General features: G+C 61.6%; 19 protein-coding genes. 11 read left to right on the top strand and 8 right to left on the bottom strand.

Annotated elements, in window-relative coordinates:
* Positions 1–88: 88 nt before the first annotated feature.
* On the top strand, positions 89–958 hold the full coding sequence (locus CX511_RS11155; protein ID WP_045183811.1) for a LysR substrate-binding domain-containing protein: 870 nt from the start codon (positions 89–91) through the stop codon (positions 956–958).
* A gap of 98 nt (positions 959–1056) precedes the next feature.
* Here the strand turns inward: CX511_RS11155 and CX511_RS11150 are convergent, their stop codons facing one another.
* Together CX511_RS11150 and CX511_RS11145 are read right to left on the bottom strand one after the other, a co-directional pair.
* Positions 1057–2340 carry a Zn-dependent hydrolase gene (locus CX511_RS11150; RefSeq protein ID WP_045183813.1) on the bottom strand — a complete coding sequence of 428 codons (1284 nt, stop codon included), beginning with the start codon at positions 2338–2340 and terminating at the stop codon, positions 1057–1059.
* Between the two features lie 45 nt (positions 2341–2385).
* Positions 2386–3873: an NCS1 family nucleobase:cation symporter-1 gene (locus CX511_RS11145; RefSeq protein WP_045183815.1), complete on the bottom strand. Its 1488-nt coding sequence runs from the start codon at positions 3871–3873 to the stop codon at positions 2386–2388.
* 345 nt (positions 3874–4218) lie between these two features.
* Between CX511_RS11145 and hydA the strand changes: the two genes are divergently transcribed.
* The 4 genes from hydA to CX511_RS11125 all read left to right on the top strand — a co-directional run bounded on the left by hydA (position 4219) and on the right by CX511_RS11125 (position 8827).
* A complete protein-coding gene (hydA, locus tag CX511_RS11140) occupies positions 4219–5664 on the top strand; it encodes a dihydropyrimidinase (RefSeq protein ID WP_045183817.1) in 1446 nt (481 codons plus the stop codon).
* 42 nt (positions 5665–5706) lie between these two features.
* Positions 5707–7074: an NAD(P)-dependent oxidoreductase gene (locus CX511_RS11135; RefSeq protein WP_101292216.1), complete on the top strand. Its 1368-nt coding sequence runs from the start codon at positions 5707–5709 to the stop codon at positions 7072–7074.
* Positions 7071–8348, top strand: coding sequence for an NAD-dependent dihydropyrimidine dehydrogenase subunit PreA (preA, locus tag CX511_RS11130; RefSeq protein ID WP_101292215.1), 1278 nt, complete (start codon positions 7071–7073; stop codon positions 8346–8348). The genes CX511_RS11135 and preA overlap by 4 nt, the downstream gene beginning before the upstream one ends.
* Positions 8349–8449: 101 nt before the next feature.
* Positions 8450–8827 carry a DUF2784 domain-containing protein gene (locus CX511_RS11125; protein ID WP_045183823.1) on the top strand — a complete coding sequence of 126 codons (378 nt, stop codon included), beginning with the start codon at positions 8450–8452 and terminating at the stop codon, positions 8825–8827.
* A gap of 9 nt (positions 8828–8836) precedes the next feature.
* On the opposite strand, the gene tam is transcribed toward CX511_RS11125, so the two are convergent.
* Positions 8837–9601, bottom strand: a complete 765-nt coding sequence (tam, locus tag CX511_RS11120) for a trans-aconitate 2-methyltransferase (protein WP_101292214.1) — start codon at positions 9599–9601, stop codon at positions 8837–8839.
* Between the two features lie 118 nt (positions 9602–9719).
* On the opposite strand from tam, the gene CX511_RS11115 reads away from it, so the two are divergent.
* Positions 9720–10202 (top strand): GNAT family N-acetyltransferase, encoded by a 483-nt coding sequence (locus tag CX511_RS11115; protein ID WP_045183827.1) that lies wholly within the window; start codon positions 9720–9722, stop codon positions 10200–10202.
* Between the two features lie 126 nt (positions 10203–10328).
* On the opposite strand, the gene CX511_RS11110 is transcribed toward CX511_RS11115, so the two are convergent.
* On the bottom strand, positions 10329–10949 hold the full coding sequence (locus CX511_RS11110; RefSeq protein WP_045183829.1) for a TetR/AcrR family transcriptional regulator: 621 nt from the start codon (positions 10947–10949) through the stop codon (positions 10329–10331).
* Positions 10950–11109: 160 nt separating this feature from the next.
* On the opposite strand from CX511_RS11110, the gene dkgB reads away from it, so the two are divergent.
* Positions 11110–11913, top strand: a complete 804-nt coding sequence (dkgB, locus tag CX511_RS11105) for a 2,5-didehydrogluconate reductase DkgB (RefSeq protein WP_101292213.1) — start codon at positions 11110–11112, stop codon at positions 11911–11913.
* Here dkgB and CX511_RS11100 read toward each other — a convergent pair.
* On the bottom strand, positions 11910–12152 hold the full coding sequence (locus CX511_RS11100; protein ID WP_045183833.1) for a DUF2790 domain-containing protein: 243 nt from the start codon (positions 12150–12152) through the stop codon (positions 11910–11912). The two genes, dkgB and CX511_RS11100, sit on opposite strands and share 4 nt — an antisense overlap.
* Positions 12153–12317: 165 nt before the next feature.
* On the opposite strand from CX511_RS11100, the gene pdxR reads away from it, so the two are divergent.
* Together pdxR and CX511_RS11090 are read left to right on the top strand one after the other, a co-directional pair.
* Positions 12318–13748 carry a MocR-like pyridoxine biosynthesis transcription factor PdxR gene (gene pdxR / locus CX511_RS11095; RefSeq protein WP_101292222.1) on the top strand — a complete coding sequence of 477 codons (1431 nt, stop codon included), beginning with the start codon at positions 12318–12320 and terminating at the stop codon, positions 13746–13748.
* A gap of 103 nt (positions 13749–13851) precedes the next feature.
* Entirely contained in the window at positions 13852–14289 is a 438-nt protein-coding gene (locus tag CX511_RS11090) for a carboxymuconolactone decarboxylase family protein (protein WP_101292212.1), read from the top strand.
* Positions 14290–14344: 55 nt separating this feature from the next.
* On the opposite strand, the gene CX511_RS11085 is transcribed toward CX511_RS11090, so the two are convergent.
* The 3 genes from CX511_RS11085 to CX511_RS11075 all read right to left on the bottom strand — a co-directional run bounded on the left by CX511_RS11085 (position 14345) and on the right by CX511_RS11075 (position 17310).
* The gene (locus CX511_RS11085) at positions 14345–15775 is read right to left on the bottom strand and encodes a short-chain fatty acid transporter (protein ID WP_045183836.1); all 1431 of its coding nucleotides are present in this window, start codon (positions 15773–15775) and stop codon (positions 14345–14347) included.
* 143 nt (positions 15776–15918) lie between these two features.
* Positions 15919–16575 carry a CoA transferase subunit B gene (locus tag CX511_RS11080; RefSeq protein WP_045183838.1) on the bottom strand — a complete coding sequence of 219 codons (657 nt, stop codon included), beginning with the start codon at positions 16573–16575 and terminating at the stop codon, positions 15919–15921.
* Positions 16576–16611: 36 nt separating this feature from the next.
* Positions 16612–17310 carry a CoA transferase subunit A gene (locus CX511_RS11075; protein ID WP_045183840.1) on the bottom strand — a complete coding sequence of 233 codons (699 nt, stop codon included), beginning with the start codon at positions 17308–17310 and terminating at the stop codon, positions 16612–16614.
* A gap of 137 nt (positions 17311–17447) precedes the next feature.
* Between CX511_RS11075 and CX511_RS11070 the strand changes: the two genes are divergently transcribed.
* Together CX511_RS11070 and CX511_RS11065 are read left to right on the top strand one after the other, a co-directional pair.
* The gene (locus CX511_RS11070) at positions 17448–18353 is read left to right on the top strand and encodes a LysR family transcriptional regulator (protein ID WP_045183842.1); all 906 of its coding nucleotides are present in this window, start codon (positions 17448–17450) and stop codon (positions 18351–18353) included.
* On the top strand, positions 18341–19162 hold the full coding sequence (locus tag CX511_RS11065) for an aldo/keto reductase (protein ID WP_101292211.1): 822 nt from the start codon (positions 18341–18343) through the stop codon (positions 19160–19162). The genes CX511_RS11070 and CX511_RS11065 overlap by 13 nt, the downstream gene beginning before the upstream one ends.
* The last annotated feature ends 40 nt before the right edge of the window (positions 19163–19202 follow it).

Here is a 19202-nt window from a genome sequence, read left to right as displayed (position 1 = left end):
CTGGATGAGATAGAAACAAGTAATGACTGATAAATAAAATCGATTTATCGTATTTCACTCATAAGCTCAGCTTGTAACAGGTGCTGCTATGTCGGTTTCCCATGCACAGTTGAAAGCCTTTCATGCCGTTGCCCTGCACGGCAGCTTCACCCGGGCTGCCGAACGGTTGTTCCTGACCCAGCCGGCGATCTCCGATCAGGTGCGTAAACTGGAGGAACGCTTCGGCGTATTGCTGTTTCACCGTAACAAGCGCTCGGTGCAGTTGACTGACCTCGGTGAACGCCTGCTGGCCATTACCCAGCGCTTGTTCGTTTGTGAAGCCGAGGCCCATGAACTGCTGCAGGATTCCCGCGCCTTGCAGACCGGTACGCTGGTGCTGGCGGTGGATGCACCGGTGCATGTGCTGCCGCAGATCGCCCAGTTCTGTCAGCAGTACCCCGGCATCAACGTCAAGATCGAGACCGGTAACACTGATGAGTCGTTGCTACGGCTATTCAATTATCAGGCCGACTTGGCCCTGCTGGGCCGGGATGTGGATGACGAACGCCTGCTTTGCGTGCCGATGCGCAGCGATCCGATGGTGGCTTTCGTCTCCCACAACCACCCCTGGGCCAGTCGCGGCTCGATCAGCCTGGCTGACCTTGATGACACACCGATTGTGTTGCGCGAGCCAGGCTCGGTAACACGCCAGACCTTGGAAGAAGAAATGCAACGCGCCGGCTTGCGCATCCGCGCCGCGATCCAGGTCGAGGGCCGGGAAGCGGCACGTGAGGCAGTGGTGGTCGGGATTGGCGTGGGGGTGGTGTCAGCGGCCGAGTTCGGCGCCGATGCGCGGGTGTGTGCATTGCCGATTGTTGACTGTCAGCGGCGCTTGACTGAAACCCTGGTGTGCTTGCGCGAGCAGAGTTCGCGGCGCCTGGTGGCGACGTTTTTGCAGATGGTTCGGGACAGTCTTTAAGACCGTGAAGCGGCTCACACCGCCAAGGCCGGCTCCCACAAGGGTGCGGTGTGATCCTTTGTGGGAGCCGGCCTTGCCGACGATGGGACCCTCAAGCCTTAGGCCGCTTCCCTGCCCCGCGCCACCGCCTGGGCCGCCGCCAACATGGCGCGCAACAGCACCGCGCAGCCATCGGCCAAATCCTCAGGCGCGGCATTCTCGATTTCGTTATGGCTGATACCGCCTTCACAGGGCACAAAAATCATCCCCGCCGGTCCCAGTTCCGCCAGGAAGATCGCATCATGCCCGGCGCCGCTGACGATATCCATGTGTGACAGCCCCAAGCCCTGGGCGGCAGCGCGCACAGCTTCGACACAACCTTTGTCGAAATACAGCGGCGGAAAGTCCGCCGTCGGTGTCAGGGTGTAGCTCAAGCCGTGCTGCTCACAGGTGCTGCTGATCACATCCTTGACTTGGGCAATCATCGAATCCAGCCGGGCCGGCTCCAGATGACGGAAATCCAGGGTCATGCGCACCTCACCGGGAATTACGTTGCGTGACCCCGGATACGCCTGCAAGCAACCCACCGTGCCACAGGCGTGCGGCTGGTGCTCCAGCGCCACCCGATTGACCGCTGCCACCACCACGCTGGCGCCCACCAGGGCGTCTCTACGCAGGTGCATCGGCGTCGGCCCGGCGTGCGCTTCGACGCCACGCAAGGTCAGGTCGAACCACTTCTGGCCAAGGGCTCCAAGCACCACCCCGATGGTTTTATGCTGGTCTTCAAGGATCGGCCCCTGCTCAATATGCGCTTCAAAATAGGCGCCCACCGGATGACCACTGACCGCCCGCGGCCCGGCATAGCCAATAGCGTTCAACGCCTGGCCAACACTGATGCCTTCAGCGTCGGTCTTGGCCAGGGTTTCTTCGAGGGTAAACTTCTCGGCAAACACTCCGGAACCCATCATGCACGGGGCAAAGCGCGAGCCTTCTTCGTTGGTCCAGACCACCACCTCCAGCGGCGCCTCGGTTTCAATCTTCAGGTCATTGAGGGTGCGCATCACTTCAAGCCCGGCCAACACCCCAAAGCAACCATCGAACTTGCCGCCAGTGGGTTGGGTGTCGATATGGCTGCCGGTCATCACCGGTGGCAATTGCGGGTTGCGCCCCGGACGGCGAGCAAAAATGTTGCCGACGCCGTCGATGGTCACTGTGCAGCCGGCCGCCTCGGTCCACTTGACGAACAGGTCGCGGGCCTGGCGATCGAGGTCGGTCAGCGCCAGACGGCAGACCCCGCCCTTGACCGTTGCGCCTAACTGGGCCAGCTCCATCAGCGACTGCCACAACCGCTCGCCGTTGATGTACCGATGGTTCGATTGCAAAACGTCCTGTGGGGTTTGCATGCTGTTCTCCTGCATCTGCTGCCTGGCCTCTGCGGGCCATCGGCACTACACGGTGGGTTTGAGGTTGGCCGCGCGGGCTGCCTTGAATTGGCCAAGCCCGTAGTAGATCAGCCCGCCCAGGGCGGATCCGGTGAACCAGCCGAAATCGTAGAACCAGCTGAAGGCTTGGCTCTGCAGCGATAACAAGGTCAGCGCTACCGGTACAGCGAAGGCGATAAAGCCAGTGGCGTTCCAGGCCGGGTAGATGTCATCGCGGTACAGGCCGGCCAGGTCCAGGGTCTGTTTGCGGATCAGGAAATAGTCCACCACCATGATCCCGGCAATCGGCCCGAGCAGGCTGGAATAACCCAGCAGCCAGTTGGAGTAGACGCTCTCCAGGCTGACGTCGCTGACGATCAGACCGAGTTTTTTCAGCAGCTCATGGCCCATCAGCAACAGGCCGACCAGGCCGGTGAGCAGGACCGCGGTAGTGCGCCCGATCCACTTGGGCGCCAGGTTCTGAAAGTCGTTGGTGGGTGACACAATGTTCGCGGCGGTGTTGGTCGACAAGGTGGCAATGATGATCAGCGCCATGGCCAGGGCCACCCACATCGGGCTCTGGATATGCCCGATCAGGCTGACCGGGTCGGAGACTGTTTCGCCCACCAGCGACGCCGAGGCGGCAGTGAGCACCACGCCCAGCGCGGCAAATAGGAACATGGTCAGCGGCAAGCCGAAAATCTGCCCGAGGATCTGGTCTTTCTGGCTTTTCGCATAGCGGCTGAAGTCGGGGATATTCAGCGACAACGTGGCCCAGAAACCCACCATCGCCGTCAGCCCGGCAAAGAAGTAGCCGTAAACGCTCGCCCCTTCCGGGCGCTTGGGCGGCTGCGCCATCAACTCGCTGATCGACACGTTGGGCAACGCCCATACCAGCAACCCGGCACCGACCAGCACCAACAGCGGTGCCGAGAGGGTTTCCAGCCATTTGATCGACTCGGCACCGCGCAGCACCACCCACAGGTTCAGGCACCAGAAAAGCATGAAGCCGATCACCTCCCCTGTCCCGCCCAGTGCCTTCCAGTCAGCCGACAACGAGCCGAGGAACAGGTGGATGGCCAGGCCGCCAAACATAGTCTGGATGCCAAACCAGCCACAGGCCACCAGCGCGCGGATCAGACAGGGTACGTTGGAGCCGATGATGCCGAATGAAGAGCGCAGCAACACTGGAAACGGAATGCCGTACTTAGTGCCCGGGAATGCGTTGAGTGTCAGCGGAATCAGCACCACCGTGTTGGCCAGCAGGATGGCCAGCAGCGCTTCGCCCACCGTCAGGCCGAAATAAGCCGTCAGCACCCCGCCGAGAGTATAGGTCGGCACGCAGATCGACATGCCCACCCACAGCGCGGTGATGTGCCATTTGTTCCAGGTCCGTTCGCCGACCTGGGTCGGGGCGATGTCATGGTTGTAGCGGGGGCTGTCAAGGACGTCGCTGCCGGCGTCGAGTTCATACAAGCCGTCACGTTCTCGCACTTGCGATCTGGTCTGCTGCATGGCCGCTCCACATTGTTTTGTTTTTTTGCTCATCCTGAGGATGGCTGGAGAACTTGCACGGGCATTGCGGGCAATCACAGCTGCCCATGTGAAATCTTGACCATTTCCACAACCTGTCAAGAACGACAGGACCACTGGTCGTTTTTCCTTTGCCCTCTAAAAACAATAAAATCCTTATAAATCAATACAATACGAAGGTTATAAACTTATAAATTAATTATTTGCCCTATCCATGATCGCCGACTAGATTCAATTCCTGACAGCGATGACAGGTTTTGTCCTACGCTGCTATGAGTACAAAACCTAGAACCGGTAACAACCGGTCAAGCCTGCGAGGAGCCTCTGATGACGCTTATGATTCGTGGCGCCACCCTGATTACCCATGAGGAAAGTTACCGCGCCGACGTGCTCTGTGCCGACGGTGTGATCAAGGCCATCGGCACTGACCTCGACCTTCCCAACGGCTGCGAAGTACTCGATGGCAGCGGCCAGTACTTGATGCCCGGCGGCATCGACCCACACACCCACATGCAATTACCCTTCATGGGCACCGTAGCCAGTGAGGACTTCTACAGTGGCACCGCTGCAGGCCTTGCCGGCGGCACCACGTCGATCATTGACTTTGTCATTCCCAACCCGCAGCAGTCCTTGCTGGAAGCCTTTCACCAGTGGCGCGGCTGGGCCGAGAAATCCGCCTCCGATTACGGTTTTCATGTTGCCATCACCTGGTGGAGCGACAAGGTCCGCGAGGAGATGGGTGAGCTGGTCAGCCAGCACGGGGTCAACAGCTTCAAGCACTTCATGGCCTACAAGAATGCGATCATGGCTGCCGACGACACCCTGGTCGCCAGCTTTGAGCGTTGCCTGGAACTGGGTGCGGTGCCCACCGTGCATGCTGAAAATGGCGAGTTGGTCTATCACTTGCAACGCAAGCTGGTCGCTGAGGGCATGACCGGCCCCGAGGCGCATCCGTTGTCACGCCCCTCGCAGGTCGAGGGTGAGGCGGCCAGCCGTGCCATTCGCATTGCCCAGACACTGGGTACACCGGTGTACCTGGTGCATGTGTCGACCCGCGAAGCGCTGGATGAAATCACCTATGCACGGGCCAAGGGCCAGCCGGTCTACGGCGAAGTACTGGCCGGGCACTTGCTGCTGGACGACAGCGTCTACCGCCATCCCGACTGGCAGACCGCCGCCGGTTATGTGATGAGCCCACCGTTCCGCCCGCGCAAGGACGGCCATCAGGAAGCGCTGTGGGGTGGCCTGCAGTCCGGCAACCTGCACACCACTGCCACCGACCACTGCTGCTTCTGTGCCGAACAGAAAGCCGCCGGGCGCGATGATTTCAGCCGCATTCCCAATGGCACCGCCGGTATCGAAGACCGTATGGCCGTGCTCTGGGATGAAGGGGTGAACACCGGCAAGTTGTCGATGCAAGCGTTCGTCGCCCTGACGTCGACCAACACGGCGAAGATCTTCAACCTGTTCCCGCGTAAAGGTGCCCTGCGCGTGGGGGCCGATGCCGACCTGGTGTTGTGGGACCCGCAAGGCACACGAACCATTTCCGCCACGACCCACCATCAACAGGTCGACTTCAACATCTTCGAAGGCAAGACCGTACGTGGTATCCCCAGCCACACCATCAGCCAGGGCAAGCTGGTCTGGGCCAATGGCGATTTGCGGGCCGAGCGCGGCGCCGGGCGTTACATCGAACGACCGGCGTATCCGGCGGTGTTCGACCTGCTCAGCAAGCGGGCCGAGCATTTGCGCCCGACTGCCGTCAAGCGCTGAAGTGCATCGCCTTGCCAAAAAATAAAAAATGAGGAAACCACCGTGATCGATGCCCTCAACCACCTACCCCGACCCAACGCCGACAACGCCACCCTCGCCGAACACTTCAGCGACCTGGCGCCAGCGCTCAATGCCCGTCAGGCCGCTGTCGAAGCCTCGCGTTGCCTGTACTGCTATGACGCCCCGTGCGTCAACGCCTGTCCCAGTGACATCGACATTCCCTCGTTCATCCGCAACATTCACCAGGAGAACGTTCAGGGTGCTGCGGAAAAAATCCTCTCGGCGAATATCCTCGGCGGCAGTTGCGCGCGAGTCTGCCCGACCGAAATCCTCTGCCAGCAAGCCTGCGTACGCAATCATCACCAGGAATGCGCACCGGTGCTGATCGGCCTGCTGCAACGCTATGCCCTGGACCACGCCGAGTTCACCGCGCACCCGTTCCAGCGCGCGGCCAGCAGCGGCAAGCGCGTCGCCGTGGTCGGTGCCGGGCCTGCTGGCTTGTCCTGTGCCCACCGCCTGGCCTGGCACGGCCATGACGTGGTGGTCTTCGAGGCCCGGCCCAAGGCCGGTGGTCTGAACGAATACGGCATTGCCAAGTACAAAGTGGTCGATGACTTCGCCCAGCGTGAAGTGGATTTCGTTCTGCAGATCGGCGGCATCGAAATCCGCCATGGCCAGGTGCTGGGTGAAAACCTGAGTCTGGCCGAGCTGCAACACCAGTTCGATGCGGTGTTCCTCGGCCTCGGCCTGAATGCTGTGCGCCAGCTTGGCCTGACGGATGAAAGCGCACCCGGCATGCTCGCCGCCACCGACTACATCCGCGAACTGCGCCAAGCAGAGGATTTGACCCGCCTGCCGCTAGCTGATCGCTGCATTGTGCTCGGCGCCGGCAACACGGCGATCGACATGGCGGTGCAGATGGCCCGCCTCGGCGCCCGCGACGTCAACCTGGTGTACCGCCGCGGCGTTGAAGACATGGGCGCCACCGAGCATGAGCAGCACATCGCCAAGGAGAACCAGGTACGCCTGCTGACCTGGGCCCAGCCTGAGCAGGTGCTGCTCGACGACCAGGGCCGGGTGCGCGGCATGCGCTTTGCCCGTACACGCATGCTCGACGGCCGCCTGCACACCACCGGCGAAACCTTCGAGCTGGCCGCCGACGCCATCTTCAAGGCCATCGGCCAGGCGTTCGACGAACACGCCCTGAGTGACAGCAGTGCCCAGACCCTGGCCCGCGACGGCGAGCGTATCCGCGTCGATGAACAGATGCGCACCAGCCTGCCCGGCGTCTACGCCGGTGGCGACTGTACCCACCTGGGCCAGGACCTCACGGTCCAGGCCGTGCAGCACGGCAAGCTGGCCGCCGAGGCCATACATGCCCAACTGATGCTCAATGTGGAGGCTGCATAATGGCTGACCTGTCGATCGAATTTGCCGGCATCAAGGCGCCTAACCCCTTCTGGCTGGCCTCCGCCCCGCCTACCGACAAAGCCTACAACGTAGTTCGCGCCTACCAGGCCGGCTGGGGCGGCGTGGTCTGGAAAACCCTCGGTGAAGACCCCGCCGCAGTTAACGTGTCATCACGTTATTCGGCCCACTACGGGGTCAACCGTGAGGTCATGGGCATCAACAACATCGAGCTGATCACCGACCGTTCGCTGGAGATCAACCTGCGGGAAATCACCCAGGTGAAAAAAGACTGGCCCGACCGCGCCCTGATTGTGTCGCTGATGGTGCCGTGTACTGAAGAATCGTGGAAAGCCATCCTGCCGTTGGTGGAAGCCACCGGTGCCGATGGCATCGAGCTGAACTTCGGCTGCCCCCATGGCATGCCCGAACGGGGTATGGGCGCGGCAGTGGGCCAGGTGCCGGAGTATGTTGAACAGGTCACCCGTTGGTGCAAGACCTATTGCTCACTGCCGGTGATTGTCAAACTCACCCCCAACATCACCGACATCCGCCAATCCGCCCGCGCCGCCCACCGCGGCGGTGCCGACGCCGTCTCGCTGATCAACACCATCAACTCGATCACCAGCGTCGACCTTGAGCGCATGGTCGCCCTGCCGATTGTCGGCGACATGAGCACCCACGGCGGCTACTGCGGCTCGGCGGTTAAACCGATTGCCCTGAACATGGTCGCTGAAATCGCCCGCGACCCGGCCACCCATGGCCTGCCGATCAGCGGCATCGGCGGCATCGGCAGCTGGCGCGACGCCGCCGAGTTCATCGCCCTGGGCTGCGGTGCCGTACAAGTGTGTACCGCGGCCATGCTCCATGGTTTTCGCATCGTCGACGAGATGAAGGACGGCCTCTCGCGCTGGATGGACAGTCAGGGCTATCGCAGCCTGCAGGATTTCAGCGGCCGCGCCGTCAGTCACACCACTGACTGGAAGTACCTGGACATCAACTATCAGGTCATCGCCAAAATCGACCAGCAGGCCTGCATCGGTTGCGGCCGCTGCCATATCGCCTGCGAAGACACCTCACACCAGGCCATCGCCAACCTCAAGCAAGCCGATGGCAGCCACCGCTACGAAGTGATCGACGCCGACTGTGTGGGCTGCAACCTGTGCCAGATCACTTGCCCGGTGCAGGACTGCATCGAAATGGTGCCCCAGGACACCGGCAAGCCGTTCCTTGACTGGCAGCATGACCCGCGCAACCCTTACCGCGAAGCGTCCTGAGACGCCTGTAACAACAACGAGGAAGGATCATCCACCCTCGTTGTCTTTACGCTTTATCATGGTGCCTGAAGGGACATTCCGAGCCCGAGGAAACCATTGCCATGTTGTACCGCCTGGGCGCCGACGGTCTGGTGCTGTTTCACCTGTTGTTCATTGTCTTCGTGCTGTTTGGCGGCTTGTTGGTGCTGAAATGGCGCGGTGTGCTGTGGTGGCATTTACCGGCGATGTGCTGGGGCATTGCGGTGGAGTTCTTGCACCTGTTCTGCCCGCTGACTGACTGGGAGAACCACCTGCGCCAGGCCGCCGGCCAGTCGGGTTACGAAGGCGGCTTTATCGAGCACTACATTCTTCCCGTCATCTACCCGGCTGGATTGACCCCAGGTATCCAGTTGCTGCTGGGCGCGGTGGTGGTGGTGATCAACGCCGTGGTCTATGTACAGGTGATCCGCCACTGGCCGCGCAGCCAGCCCAGCCGCTGAAACGGCGCGTCAGCGCCTGGCGACGATAAACAGCCGTGGGAACGGCAACAACACCTTGCCATCAGCCGCCGGTGGATAATCCTGTTCCATGGCCTGCACGTAAAGCTGCAGAAATTGCGCCTGTTCACCGGCGTCCAGTGCCGCCAGATACGGACGCAATGCCGAACCCTTGAACCACTCCACCACCGCCTGCGCCCCGCCCATTAACGGATGGTAATAGGTGGTGCGCCAGACCTCGACCTGCTGGCAATGCGGGCTAAGCACGTCGTAGTAATAGGTGGCCGTGTGCCGTGGTGGGTGCTTGATCGCAGCGATTTTGTCGGCCCAGGGGCCCTGACTGGCAATCTCGCGGGCCCGGCGATGGGCGGGTTCGTCAAGATTGTCCGGGGTCTGGATGGCCAGGCAGCCACCCTCGGTCAGTTGCCTGACCAGGTGCGGATACAACTGCGCGTGATCGGGCAACCATTGCAGCGAGGCATTGGCGAGAATCACGTCCACGCCTTGCGGCGCGCTCCAGGTGGCGATGTCGCCCAACTCGAAGTCGAGGCCAGCCAGGCGCTGGCGCGCGGCGGCGAGCATGTCCTCGGAGCTATCCAGCCCCCTCAGCGCAGCGTGCGGATAACGCTCAGCCAGCACTTGAGTCGAATTACCCGGGCCGCAACCAAGGTCGATGGCTGTGCTGATGCTTTGCGGTGGCAAGGCTGCCAGTAGATCGCGCACCGGTCGGGTACGCTCGCGTTCGAAGGTGCTGTACTGCGCCGCTGACCAGGTCATTGCTGGGTCCTTGTTCGTCAGATAGAACGTCGAGGGCAAGCATAGAATATTCGGCGTTTCGCTGTCCTGCGCCGTTGTTTACCCTATGCGCCATTACCAGCACCCACGGAAGCCAGTCATGACCTTGCACATCCGCCCTGCCCGCCGCGATGACGCCGCCCGAATCCTCGCGTTTATTACCGAGCTTGCCGAGTATGAGCGTGCTCGCCACGAAGTGATTGCCACGGTTGCCGATATCGAACGTACCCTGTTCGATGACGGCGCCAAGGCCCTGGGGCTGATCTGCGAGCGTGACGGCCAGGCCATTGGTTATGCGGTGTACTTCTATAGCTATTCGACCTGGCTGGGGCGTAATGGCATCTACCTGGAAGACCTGTACATCACCCCCGAACAACGTGGCGGCGGTGCCGGCAAGCAGTTGCTGCGGCATATCGCTGTCGAGGCCTGTGACAACGGTTGTGGCCGACTGGAATGGAGCGTGCTGGATTGGAACGAGCCGGCGATTCAGTTCTACCGCTCGCTGGGTGCACAGCCTCAGGATGAATGGGTGCGCTATCGCCTGGAAGGCGAAGGTCTCAAAGCCTTTGCCCGCGCTGAATAAGTATTTTGTGGGAGCTGGCCTTGCCAGCGATGCAGGCACCGCGCAGCAACTGTTACGGCGCTGATGCCATCGCCGGCACGACCGGCTCCCATAGTCGATCAGCAAGCGCAGACGCGATCTGCCAGGCTACGGTTCCAGCCCGATCCCGCGCAGAATCACACTGGTCACCGTCTGCACCGCCCGCTCGAACTGCAGGTCAGTGAGCGGCTGGTGGTCGTTGAGCACGCCGACCTGGTGGCTGAAATCGGCATAGTGCTGGGTCGAGGCCCAGATCATGTACAGCAACCCCGAGGGCTCCACCGCCAGGATGCGGCCATCGTCGATCCACTGGCGAATTTTTGCTTCCTTCATCTTTGCCCAGTCATACAACGGATCGTCCAGTGCCGCGCCGAGGTTGGGCGCGCCATGAATGATCTCGTTGGCCCAGACTTTGGAGCCAAACGGCCGGCTACGTGAATGGTTCATCTTGGCGCGGATATAGCTGCTCAGGACGATGCGCGGGTCATCATAAAGCTCAAAGCACAAGGCATCCTGCTTCCACACATCAAGCAGACCGAACAACACCGCCTGATACAGCTCAGCCTTGGTACTGAAGTAATAGTGCACATTGCTGCGCGGCAATTGTGCAGCTTCGGCAATATCGGCCATGGCGGTACCGGCGAAGCCTTTTTCGGCAAAGACCTGCTCAGCGGCCAGAAGGATGTTGTCGACATTGCGTTGGCGAATGCTGAGCTTGTGCCGGGTCATGACCAGATCCATTGCGACTGACACTGCAAGGCTACCATCTGGCTCTACTGATTCGTGCGTCAGCGGCAAAAAAGTTGTGTCGGGACAGGGATTTTTCTCGCGGCACAGCGGCGCAATACTGCAGGTCATTCATTCAGCAGCCCTTCACAGGAGCCTTTACATGTCCATTCCCCTGCTCGGCCTCGGTACTTTCCGCCTCAAAGACCAGGTCGTGATCGACTCGGTCAGCCAAGCCCTGGCGCTTGGTTACCGGGCCATCGACACGGCGCAGATTTACGGCAACGAAGCCGAGGTTGGCCAAGCGGTCGCTGCCAGTGGCGTGGCCCGCGATGAGCTGTTTCTGACCAGCAAGATCTGGACCGAGAACCTGGCCGCTGACAAGCTGATCCCAAGCCTGAAGGAGAGCCTGAGCAAACTGCGCACCGACTACCTGGACTTGACTCTGATCCACTGGCCATCACCCAAGGGCGCCGTGCCGGTCCGTGAATTCATGGACGCACTGGCTGAAGCCAAGGTTCAAGGCCTGACCCGCCAGATCGGTGTGTCCAACTTCACCATTGACCTGCTGCGCCAGGCCATCGAAGTGGTCGGTAAAGGTGTCATCGCCACCAACCAGATTGAACTGCACCCCTACCTGCAAAACCGCACGTTGGCCGCGTACATGCACAGTCAGGGCATTGCCGTGACCTCGTACATGACCCTGGGCTACGGCAAAGTGCTGCACGACCCGCTCATCCAGCAGATCGCCGCCCTGCACCAGGCCACCCCGGCGCAGGTAACCCTGGCGTGGGCCATGCAGCTGGGCTATGCGGTGATTCCGTCCTCGACCCGGCGCGAGAACCTGGCCAGCAACCTCAAGGCCAGCGAGCTCAAACTCAGCAGCGATGAGATGGCGAAAATCGCCACCCTCGACAGTGGCCTGCGCCTGATCAGCCCGGACAGCCTGGCGCCCGCGTGGGACTAACCCTGATCGCTGCAGGCCTGCGCCAGCTTCAGGTAGTGCAAGGTGTGTTGCTGACCGGCTGAGTCGAGATAGACCATGCTGGCCTGGACCACGTCGCACAGCTCGGTGGCAGGCTCGCTCATGTTCAGCACCCGGGCGATATCCAGTGGCATGCCGTAGTGGTAGACAGCGATTGATTCGCTAGCCTGGGCGCTGACGCTGAACAGCAGGCCCAGACAAAACAGAGTTCGCAGGTACATGGCGACGCTCCTGTATGCGCAAGAGGTTCGCCGACCCGCCGGAGAACCCCGACCTTTAAAGTGTGGCGCGTTGATGGCCAAGCGTCGGCTGAGGGGATCAACGGCAATGGCCAGGCGGATCGGTTAATCTGCACGCCTGTCTTTGGCCCGCGGACCCGCCCCAGCATGGAACTTCATATCAGCCTGCAAGGCAGCAAAGGCTTGGCCGATCAGCTCTACCAGCAACTGCGCGAGGGGATCGATAGCGGGCGCCTGGCGGCGGGCACGCAACTGCCGCCGACACGACTCCTGGCCGAGCAACTGGGCGTGTCGCGCAAGACCGTGGCCGAAGCCTATTCGCGCCTGACCTACGACAACCTGCTCAGCGGCAAGGTGGGCAAAGGCACATTCATCACCCCGACCCCGACCCGTTTGCCCGCAGCCAGCACCACCCTGCCCCTGGCCGGCGCCGCCACCCTGGCCAAATGGCGCGCGCGGGCCAACCTGTTGGCGGACCTTGCCCCCAACACCTTGCGTTATGACTTCATTGGCGGAGCGTCGAGCAAAGCCCAGTTTCCCTTTGATGACTGGCGCCGCTGCAACCAGTACGCCTTGCGTCAGATCCGTCGCGGCAGCACCCGCTATGCCGCTCATCAGGGCTTGCCGGAACTGCGCGAGGCCATCGCCCGGCATATCGCCTTCGCCCGCGGGGTGCGTTGCGACAGCACCGATGTGCTGGTGTGCAACGGTGCCCAGCAAGCGCTGGACCTGATCGCGCGGATTCTGATCGAGCCGGGCTGCCAGGTCGCCATGGAAGACCCCGGCTACACCCCCGCACGCCAGTTGTTTCTGTCCCAGGGTGCGCAGTTGCAGTACGTACCGGTGGATGCCCAGGGCCTGTGCGTGGAGCAGATTGCCGAGGGTACCCGGCTGATCTACGTCACCCCGTCCCACCAGTTCCCGCTGGGCATGCCGATGAGCCTGGCGCGGCGCCAGGCGTTGTTGGCGCGCGCCGCAGCGCTGGGTGCAATCATCATCGAGGACGACTACGACAGTGAGTTTCGCTACGAGGGACGGCCCACCGACTCACTGCAAAGCATGGATCGCCATGGCCTGGTGGCCTACGTCGGCACTTTCTCGAAAACCCTGCTGCCGGAGCTGCGTCTGGGCTATACCGTCGTTCCTGAAGCTCTGCGCGAAGCCATTTGTATCGCCAAGCAGTTGACCGACTGGCACACACCGACCCTGAGTCAATGGGCGTTGGCGCGTTTTATCAGCGAAGGCGCATTACTCAAGCACATTCGCCGCGTGCATGACGTATATGCCGCCCGTCGTGAACGGATCCTGCAGCGCTTGCAAGGTGACCTGGCGCCGTGGTTCGAGGTGGTACCGGCCACCGCCGGCTATCACCTGAGTGCCCTGGCCAAGGGCGATATGGACGTGGAGTTTCTGATCAGCATGGCGCGCAAGGTCGAGGTCGGGCTCTACTCACTGGCGCCCTTCCACGCCCAGGCACCGTTACGTTCCGGGTTGCTCCTCGGCTTTGGTGCAATCGAACTGCTGGACATCGACCCGGCTCTGGACCGGGTGCGCGATACCCTGCAGACCCTCGGTTGATTGGCCTCCTGAGATTCGACGCAATTGGCTATTCGAGCAGCGGCCGTGCAGCGTTAAGGTAGCGCCATCGCCGCCTGATGCGGGAACTGACTGGAGAATAGGGATGAGCAATCGTATTGAATGGGCCAAACACGCACCAGAAGCCTACAAGGCCATGGTTGGTCTGGAGATGGCCCTGGGTAAGTCCGGGCTGGAAACGTCGCTGCTTGAGCTGATCCGCCTGCGGGCCTCGCAAATCAATGGCTGCGCGTACTGCGTCAACATGCACGCCAACGATGCGCGCAAGGCCGGGGAAACCGAGGCGCGTCTGCAAACCCTCAGCGTCTGGGAAGAAACCGCCTACTTCACCTCGCGCGAACGCGCCGCCCTGGCCTGGACCGAGAGCCTGACGCGCCTGCCCGACCTGCGTGCGCCGGAACATCAATACCGTGCCCTGCTCGAACATTTCAGCGAAGCCGAGGTGGCCAATCTGACGCTGACGATTGCCACCATCAACGCCTGGAACCGCTTTGGTGTTGGGTTCGCGATGATCCCCAGCTGAGTTACCCGCACAATAAAAAACGCCCTGCACTGCAGGGCGTTTTTGTCTGTAGCGCTTAACCCGCCGGTGTCGGCATCACGGGCGGTGTGTACTCCAGGGTTGTCCCCAGCAGCCACAGCAGGAACAGCACCAAGGGCGCATGCACCAACAGCTGAACGAAGGAGAAACCGATCAGATCACGCGCCTTCAGGCCCAACACGCCGAGCAGCGGCAGCATGTAGAACGGGTTGATCAGGTTCGGCAGTGCTTCGGCGGCGTTGTAGATCTGCACCGCCCAGCCCAGGTGGTACTGCAAATCATTGGCCACCAGCATTACGTACGGTGCTTCGATAATCCACTTGCCACCGCCGGACGGAATGAAGAAGCCCAGCACCGCCGAGTACACGCCCATCAGCACGGCATAGGTGTCGTGGGTCGCGATCTGTACGAAGAAAGTGGAAATATGGTGCGCCAAGGTCTGCGCATCAACGCCCTGGACCTGCGTGAGGATGGCGGCGATCGAACCGTACAGCGGGAACTGGATCAGCACGCCGGTGGTGGTCGGTACCGCGCGGCCCACGGCATCGAGGAAGCTGCGTGGACGCCAATGCAGCAAAGCGCCGAGCATGATGAACAGGAAGTTGTAGGTATTGAGCCCAGAAATCGCGGTGATCGCAGGCTTGGTCGAGAACTCGTGGTACAGCCAGCCCGCCGCCAGAAACACCAGCAGCAGGGTCAGGATCGGGCTGTATTCCAGCCATTCGCCGGGACGGCTGCGCTTGGCCGGAGGCGGCAGCGAAAAGCTTGGGTCGATACCGCACGCTTCGGCAGTGCGAGCACTGTTAGGGCCCGGCGCGGTGGCATAGGCGACCACCAGCGACACCACCAACAGGGCCAGAAGCAACACCCCAGACTGCCAGAGGAAAATGGTCTCGGTGAATGGAATCACCCCGGTAATGGCCAGAATCGACGGCGGCAAGCTGGCCGGGTTGGCTTGCAACTGAGCAGCCGAGGACGACAGACCCAGCGCCCAAACCGCGCCCAGGCCCAGGTATACCGCAGCGCCAGCAGCGCGGTAATCCATGCGCAGGTCGGCGCGACGCGCCAGGGCGCGGACCAGCAAGCCACCGAACACCAGCGACAGACCCCAGTTGAGCAAGGATGCCAGCATCGAGATCAACGCCACCCAGCAGACCGCCGAGCGACCATTTTTCGGGAGGCGCGCCAAGCGGTCGATGAGTTTCACTGCCGGAGGCGAACTGGCGACCACATAGCCGCCAATCACCACAAAAGCCATTTGCATGGTGAACGGAATCAGACTCCAGAAGCCGTCGCCAAAGGCCTTGGCGGTGTCGGTGGGCTTGGCGCCCATGGCCATGGCGGCCACCGAGACCAGAATCACGGCCAGGGCGGCAAACACCCAGGAGTCAGGGAACCAGCGTTCGGCCCAGTTTGAGCAACGCAGGGCAAAGCGAGCGGAGCGGCTGTCTTGGATATCAGCGGCCACGGGGTTTTCCTTTTATTGGTTTTTTTGGAACGACAACAGGCCCTATCGCCGGCCAGGCCGACGCCTACAGAGGAATGCGTGGTTCTTCTGTAGACGTCGGCCTGGCCGGCGATAAAGCCTGCTCAAGCACTGTAACAATCAGATCAGAAGGTCATTTCCTTCACATCGTCCGGGACGATCAGTTTGCCGGCGGTTTTCTCGATGATCTCTTCCACCGTCACCCCTGGCGCCGTCTCGCGCAGGATGAAGGCGCCGTTCTCGATCTCAAGGTACGCCAGGTCGGTCAGCACCTTGCTGATGCACCCGGCGCCGGTCAGTGGCAGGCTGCAGCGTGACAGCAGCTTGGACTCACCGTCCTTGGAGGCGTGGGTCATGGTGACGATGATGTTGTCGGCACCGGCTACCAGGTCCATCGCCCCGCCCATGCCTTTGACCAGCTTGCCGGGGATCATCCAGGAGGCGATATTGCCTTCCACGTCAACCTCGAAGGCCCCGAGCACCGTGAGGTCGACATGCCCGCCGCGGATCATTGCAAAGGATTCGGCGGAGTTGAAAATCGACGCGCCGGTGCGAGCAGTCACGGTTTGTTTGCCGGCGTTGATCATGTCGGCATCCAGCTGCGCTTCGGTAGGGAATTCACCCATGCCGAGCAGGCCGTTTTCCGATTGCAGCATCACGTCCATATCGGCGGGAACGTAGTTGGCCACCAGGGTCGGAATGCCGATGCCGAGGTTGACGTAGTAGCCGTCCTTGAGTTCGCGGGCGACGCGCTGGGCCATTTGTTCGCGGGTAAGTGCCATGGTCAGGATCTCTTTGTTGTTCTGTTCGGGGACGGTTCAGGCTTTGAGGGTGCGTTTTTCAATACGCTTCTCGAAGGTGCCGACAATCACCCGGTCGACATAGATACCCGGGGTATGGATCTCGGTAGGCAGCAAGACACCTGGCTCGACGATCTCTTCGACCTCGACCACGGTGATCTTGCCGGCGGTCGCGGCCAGCGGGTTGAAGTTCTGCGCGGTGTTGCGGTACACCACGTTGCCGTAGTGGTCGGCCTTCCAGCCCTTGACGATGGCGAAGTCGCCGGTGATGGCTTCTTCCAGGATGTACTTGCGACCGTTGAACTCGCGCACTTCCTTGCCCTCGGCCACCGGGGTGCCGTAGCCGGTAGCGGTGAAGAACGCCGGGATGCCGGCGCCGCCAGCGCGCATTTTCTCGGCCAGGGTGCCTTGCGGGGTGAGTTCAACTTCCAGTTCGCCGCTGAGCAGCTGGCGCTCGAATTCGGCGTTCTCACCGACATAGGAGGCGACCATTTTGCGAATCTGGTGATCTTCGAGCAGCACACCCAGGCCAAAGCCGTCGACGCCGCAGTTGTTCGAGACCACGGTCAGGCCCTTGACGCCACGGCGCTTGATCTCGTTGATGAGGTTTTCCGGGATGCCGCACAGGCCGAATCCACCCGCCAAAACCGTCATGTTGTCGGTCAGGCCTTCAAGAGCCTGTTCATAGGTTGCTACGCGCTTGTCCAGTCCGGCCATGCTGATCCGCCTTTTGTAGTTGTTGAACCGACAGGGATGTCGGCGAGCGTGTGGCCCATCTTCACCTCTACAGACTTATTTGTTAATTTTGTTTTTATGATTGTTTGATAAATTTTTCAAAAGAATAGACCACGCCGATGAACGTCAAGCAGCTGCGCGCCTTTGTCACCGTTGCCAAATACCAGAGCTTCGCCCAGGCCGGCGAGCACCTGCACCTGTCGCAACCGGCCCTGAGCCTGACCATCAAGGCGTTGGAAGACAACCTTGGCGGCGCCCTGCTCAGCCGCACCACACGCAGCGTCAGCCTGACCCCCGAGGGCGAGGTGCTACTGCCCTTGGCCCGGCAACTGCTGGCCGACTGGGACAACACCGAAGAACTGCTGCGCCAGCGCTTTACCCTGCAACTGGGACGGGTATCGATTGCCGCCATGCCGGCCTATGCCGGTAATCTGTTACCGGCAGTGCTCAAGGTGTTCCGCCAGCGCTACCCGCGGGTCAACGTCACCGTGCATGACGTGATCAACGAGCAGGTGCTGGAGCTGGTGCGCCATCGCCGCGTCGAACTGGGCATCGGCATTGAGCCTGAGGCCAGCGCACCGATGCTGTTCAAGCCGCTGTACCTGGATCGCTTTGTGGCCGTGGTGCCAACCGATTCCCCTTTGGCCCAGCAAGCCGAAGTCAGCTGGCACGAGTTGCTCGCCGAAGATTTTATTGCCTTGCAGCGGCCCTCGGCGGTGCGCCTGTTGCTGGAACAGCACTTGGCGGCCGAGCACGGCAAGCTGGCCGTGGCGTTCGAAAGTCATCAGCTATCGACCATCGGCCGCATGGTTGCCAACGGCCTGGGGGTCAGTGCGGTGCCGGCGTTGTGCATTGGCCAGATGCAGGAGCTCGGCGCGCGCTGCGTGGCGCTGGTCGATCCGATCATCGAGCGGCGCATTGGCGTCTCTCTGTTGGCTGACCATAAACTGTCGGCAGCGGCCCAGGCGCTGCTCGACTTATTACAAGAACATTCCCGCTACCAGGAGGTGTCATGCGTACAGTGAAGCTTGCCGACAAAAACGTTCCGGCCATCGGTCAGGGCACGTGGTACATGGGTGAAGACCCGGGCCAGCGCAGCCGCGAAGTGACCGCCCTGCAGCAAGGCATCGAACTGGGCCTGACACTGATCGACACCGCTGAGATGTACGCTGAAGGCGGTGCTGAAGAGGTGGTCGGCCAAGCGATCGCCGGGCGCCGCGAGCAGGTTTTCGTGGTCAGTAAGGTTTACCCGCACAATGCCAGCCGCAGCGGTATACCGGCAGCCTGCGAGCGTAGCCTCAAGCGCCTTGGCACTGATTTTATTGATCTGTACCTGCTGCACTGGCGCGGCCAGTATCCGCTGGAGGAGACCGTCGAGGCCTTTGAGCGCTTGCGCGAAGCGGGCAAGATCGGCCGCTGGGGGGTGTCTAATTTTGATGTCGACGACCTGCGCGAATTGCACAACCCCGACTGCGCCGCCAACCAGGTGCTGTACAACCCTGCCCAACGCGGTATCGAGTTCGACCTACTGCCCTGGAGCCACCAGCGCCAGTTGCCGACCATGGCGTACTGCCCGCTGGCCCAGGCCGGGCGTTTGCTCAAGCACCCGACCCTGATCGAGATTGCCGAGCGCCATGGCGCAACGCCTGCGCAGGTGAGCCTGGCCTGGGTGACGCGTCATGACGATGTGATCGCCATTCCTAAAGCGGTGGAACCTGAGCATGTGCGCCTGAATGCTGCGGCGGCCAGCCTGACCCTCAGCAGTGAAGACCTGCGCGCTATTGACCGAGCCTTTGCCGTGCCAACGCGCAAGCAGCATTTGGCGATGGTTTGAATGTAGGAGACGGCCTTGCCGGCGATGGGCTGCATGGCAG

Origin of the sequence: Pseudomonas sp. S06B 330 (assembly GCF_002845275.2) — a bacterium.
Lineage (GTDB): Bacteria > Pseudomonadota > Gammaproteobacteria > Pseudomonadales > Pseudomonadaceae > Aquipseudomonas.
The sequence above is the reverse complement of the archived record's forward strand: the minus strand, read 5'-3'. Positions and strand labels throughout refer to the sequence as shown.

What these genes read in the sequence shown, in the direction of transcription:
- CX511_RS11155 (WP_045183811.1), top strand. Translation starts at nt 89, where the DNA reads ATGTCGGTTTCCCATGCACAGTTGAAAGCCTTTCATGCCGTTGCCCTG.
- CX511_RS11150 (WP_045183813.1), bottom strand. Translation starts at nt 2,340, where the DNA reads ATGCAAACCCCACAGGACGTTTTGCAATCGAACCATCGGTACATCAAC.
- CX511_RS11145 (WP_045183815.1), bottom strand. Translation starts at nt 3,873, where the DNA reads ATGCAGCAGACCAGATCGCAAGTGCGAGAACGTGACGGCTTGTATGAA.
- hydA (WP_045183817.1), top strand. Translation starts at nt 4,219, where the DNA reads ATGACGCTTATGATTCGTGGCGCCACCCTGATTACCCATGAGGAAAGT.
- CX511_RS11125 (WP_045183823.1), top strand. Translation starts at nt 8,450, where the DNA reads ATGTTGTACCGCCTGGGCGCCGACGGTCTGGTGCTGTTTCACCTGTTG.
- tam (WP_101292214.1), bottom strand. Translation starts at nt 9,601, where the DNA reads ATGACCTGGTCAGCGGCGCAGTACAGCACCTTCGAACGCGAGCGTACC.
- CX511_RS11115 (WP_045183827.1), top strand. Translation starts at nt 9,720, where the DNA reads ATGACCTTGCACATCCGCCCTGCCCGCCGCGATGACGCCGCCCGAATC.
- CX511_RS11110 (WP_045183829.1), bottom strand. Translation starts at nt 10,949, where the DNA reads ATGACCCGGCACAAGCTCAGCATTCGCCAACGCAATGTCGACAACATC.
- dkgB (WP_101292213.1), top strand. Translation starts at nt 11,110, where the DNA reads ATGTCCATTCCCCTGCTCGGCCTCGGTACTTTCCGCCTCAAAGACCAG.
- CX511_RS11100 (WP_045183833.1), bottom strand. Translation starts at nt 12,152, where the DNA reads ATGTACCTGCGAACTCTGTTTTGTCTGGGCCTGCTGTTCAGCGTCAGC.
- pdxR (WP_101292222.1), top strand. Translation starts at nt 12,318, where the DNA reads ATGGAACTTCATATCAGCCTGCAAGGCAGCAAAGGCTTGGCCGATCAG.
- CX511_RS11090 (WP_101292212.1), top strand. Translation starts at nt 13,852, where the DNA reads ATGAGCAATCGTATTGAATGGGCCAAACACGCACCAGAAGCCTACAAG.
- CX511_RS11080 (WP_045183838.1), bottom strand. Translation starts at nt 16,575, where the DNA reads ATGGCACTTACCCGCGAACAAATGGCCCAGCGCGTCGCCCGCGAACTC.
- CX511_RS11075 (WP_045183840.1), bottom strand. Translation starts at nt 17,310, where the DNA reads ATGGCCGGACTGGACAAGCGCGTAGCAACCTATGAACAGGCTCTTGAA.
- CX511_RS11070 (WP_045183842.1), top strand. Translation starts at nt 17,448, where the DNA reads ATGAACGTCAAGCAGCTGCGCGCCTTTGTCACCGTTGCCAAATACCAG.
- CX511_RS11065 (WP_101292211.1), top strand. Translation starts at nt 18,341, where the DNA reads ATGCGTACAGTGAAGCTTGCCGACAAAAACGTTCCGGCCATCGGTCAG.